This window comes from Parvibaculum sp., from assembly GCF_035511255.1.
Classification (GTDB): domain Bacteria; phylum Pseudomonadota; class Alphaproteobacteria; order Parvibaculales; family Parvibaculaceae; genus Parvibaculum.
In genome coordinates this window covers 1-1,809 of the sequence record NZ_DATKFR010000227.1, presented here as the reverse complement: position 1 = coordinate 1,809, position 1,809 = coordinate 1, and the positions used below count along the sequence as shown (strand labels likewise).

Here is a 1,809-nt window from a genome sequence, read left to right as displayed (position 1 = left end):
TCCGGTTTGACCACCTTGCCGGACGCGTTGGTCGGCAGCGCGGCCACGATATCGACGAAGCGTGGAACCTTGTAGTTCGCCATGTGCTCGCGCGCCCAGGCGATGATTTCCGCCCCGTTGATCGCGGCGCCGGGTTTCGGCACGACGAAGGCCTTGCCGACCTCGCCGAGGCGGTCGTCGGGCACGCCGATCACGGCCACCTGTCCGACGGCGGGATGCGCGCTTAACAGCCGCTCGACTTCCGCCGGATAGCAGTTGAAGCCGCCGACGATGAACATGTCCTTCATGCGGTCGGTGATGCGCAGATAGCCCCGTTGATCGAGCAGGCCGATGTCGCCAGTGTGAAGCCAGCCGTCAGCGTCCACGGTGTCGCGCGTCGCTTCCGGATTGTTGAAATAGCCCCGCATCACATTGTAGCCGCGCAGGACGACTTCGCCCGGCGTGCCGGTCGGAACGGGATTTCCTTTCTCATCGACGCAACGCAATTCGATGCCTTCGATGGCGCGGCCGCAGGCCGTCGCAACGGTCTCCGGGTCGTCGCTGGCGACGCTCAGCGAGACGACGCCGCAGCTTTCCGTGAGGCCATAGCCCGACAGCACGACATCGAAGCCGAGCTCGCTGCGCATGCGTTCGATCAGGATCGGCGGAATGGTGGCGGAGCCTGTAATCGCGGCGCGCAGGCTCGAAATATCGAAGTCCTTGAGGCGCGGATGGGCGAGCAGGCTGTGATAAAGCGTCGGTGCGCCTGGCATGACGGTGATGCGATCACGCTCGATTTGCGCGAGGGCAAGTTCCGCGTCGAAGGCCTGTACCGGATAGACGGTTGCGCCGCGTATCAACGCCGCAACCCAGCCGGCCTTGTAGCCGAAGGAATGGAAGAAGGGCGAGACGACCAGATAACGGTCCCCCTCGACGAGGCCGACCGCGTTTGCCCAGGCATTGAAGGCCCGGAGGTTCTGACCATGCGCCGTCATCACGCCCTTGGCCCGGCCCGTCGTGCCGGAGGTGAAGAGAATGTCGGAAATGTCGTCGGCATCCGGCATGCGCGCCGTGAGTTCGACCTCGCTCACCTCGTCGGCCAGCGCCAGAAAGCTTTCCCAATCGGTTTCGCCGGCACGGGCGTCCCGAAGCACGATCATCTGTTCGAGCGGTTTCGGCCAGACGGCCGAAATGAGATCCGGATAATGGGCTCCGAGAAAATCGCCGATGACGAAGAGCGCCCGTGCGCCGGCGTCGGACAGAATGTCGGCGGCCTCCTGGCCTTTCATGCGCGTATTGACCGGCACGACGATGGCGCCCGCGCTCTGGATGGCGAGGGCGGCGACAATCCATTCCCAGATATTCGGCGCCCAGATGCCGACCCTGTCGCCACGCTCTATGCCGAGCGCGATGAGGGCGCGGCCGGCGCGGCGGCGCTCTTCGTCGAGTTCGGAAAAGGTGAGCGTCTTGTCGCCGTCGACAATGGCGGGTCGGTTCGGCCAGCGACGGGCCGCCTCTTCGGCGAGGCCGGGAATGGTTCGGGTTCGGGGGGCGGTTTCCATGGGCATCCGCTCTGCTTCTGACGCACGCGAGCTAACCACGGGCTTCGGCGGAAAGTCCTAGTCTTTTCGGACGATAAAGGCCCGCAGCCTGCACCGGAGAGTGGGCTGCGGGCCTTTTATGAGGGCGTCGTCAGGCGGCGAGGAAGCCTTCGAGGCGCTTGCGGATGATCGCTTCGGCTTCGCTCATGATGCGGTCGATCAGCTCCTTCACGGACGGAATGTCGTGGATCAGGCCGGCGACCATGCCGCAGCTCCAGGCGCCCGCATC

The 1,809-nt window shown here is 65.0% G+C and carries 1 protein-coding gene and 1 pseudogene; both read right to left on the bottom strand.

Translation table 11 applies throughout. From position 1 onward, the window contains the following. The coding region (locus tag VMR03_RS08870; protein WP_325404319.1) for a FadD3 family acyl-CoA ligase at positions 1 to 1,541 on the bottom strand (1,541 nt) is incomplete at its 3' end. 130 nt (positions 1,542 to 1,671) lie between these two features. Beyond that, positions 1,672 to 1,809 (bottom strand): annotated as a pseudogene (locus VMR03_RS08865) (nitronate monooxygenase); the annotation flags it as partial.